Source organism: Endozoicomonas arenosclerae, from assembly GCF_001562015.1.
Taxonomy (GTDB): Bacteria; Pseudomonadota; Gammaproteobacteria; order Pseudomonadales; family Endozoicomonadaceae; genus Endozoicomonas_A; species Endozoicomonas_A arenosclerae.
In genome coordinates this window covers 1-1,137 of sequence record NZ_LASA01000265.1, presented here as the reverse complement: position 1 = coordinate 1,137, position 1,137 = coordinate 1, and the positions used below count along the sequence as shown (strand labels likewise).

The 1,137-nt window shown below is 46.0% G+C and carries 2 protein-coding genes; both read right to left on the bottom strand.

All coding sequences use genetic code 11. The features are described 5' to 3' along the window. The coding region (locus tag WG89_RS28635) for a transposase (RefSeq protein ID WP_062271198.1) at nucleotides 1-245 on the bottom strand (245 nt) is incomplete at its 3' end. A gap of 658 nt (nucleotides 246-903) precedes the next feature. Beyond that, on the bottom strand, nucleotides 904-1,137 hold a 234-nt coding region (locus tag WG89_RS31510), incomplete at its 5' end, for a hypothetical protein (RefSeq protein ID WP_172806961.1).

The window sequence follows — 1,137 nt, the reverse complement described above, 5'->3', positions numbered from 1 at the left end:
TGGCTTTCAGTAAGCTCCTTTTCTCTGGGAATGCGGTTTAACTGTTTAGAGATTTTGCGTTCATCAGCCACAAGTTTGCCCTCGAAATATTCCTTGCGCCAACGGGACAACATAAAGGGATGGATGTCCAGTGAATTTGCTACATCCTTGATCAAAGCATGAGGTTTGAAGGTCATGCGAACAGCAGTGACTTTATACTCGTTGGAAAAACGGCGTGTCGGTTTATCGGGTCTGTAGGTTCCCATTTAACACCTCATTCAGTTAGTAATGAGGTGTCCACTAAAGCGGGGGAAGATCACGCGTCGGGTGGAGGGGCGAAGCCCCGGAACGAATTGGAACCATTTGTTATGCGCGTGTGTTTTGTAATGATTGATTTTGTTGGCCACTGTCTTTGAAGCTACTCCGGAGTAGAGCTGAGATTGACTCCTAACTGGCCAATGCCACCAAAACCAAAAAACTCTATGCTGGCGTTGCACAAAACCCAACCAGCCCTTTTGCCAGCAGCCACGAACTAACGCCAACGAGGCGCACCACACTTTATGCTGCCATTGCACGTGGAAAAAGCACTGAACTACAAACGCCTGCGAAGATGAACCTGCAAAATTCATCTGAACTTTGGACAGGCGAGGCACGGCCCACCTGTGGGACATGCTATCTTGGCAGCGTGTAAGAGAACTGAATTTTCTGCTGGCATTGCACAGAGCAAGCGACAAAAGGCACCTGACTATTTCGCCAGCGTGGGAAAGACCAGAAAACCAAATCCATCAACAGCTTTGAACTATACGACAAAAATTAAGAAGTCGATGAAAGCGCATAACGCTTGCCTGAGCCGAGCGCCGAAGGCGCGTCGGATGGAGCCCTTTAGGGCGGAATGTACTCAAGGCACTTGTTATAAGCGTGCTATTAGTGAGCACCAAATCTAATGAGTTCAAAACGTTCTAACTCTGGAAGTGAAAGATGTACTTTCATTGAGTTCATGATTTTTGTTTGATAATCCGCATGATCTTTCGGTCCCAATTCGTGACCTCTTTTTACCAAAGTATTGAAGTATTCCAAAGAGACTTTAGAAGTATTTCCATCACCATGCAGTGACACTTTTAGGATAGCTTTTTGAAATGCAGGAAATGAAGGATTACC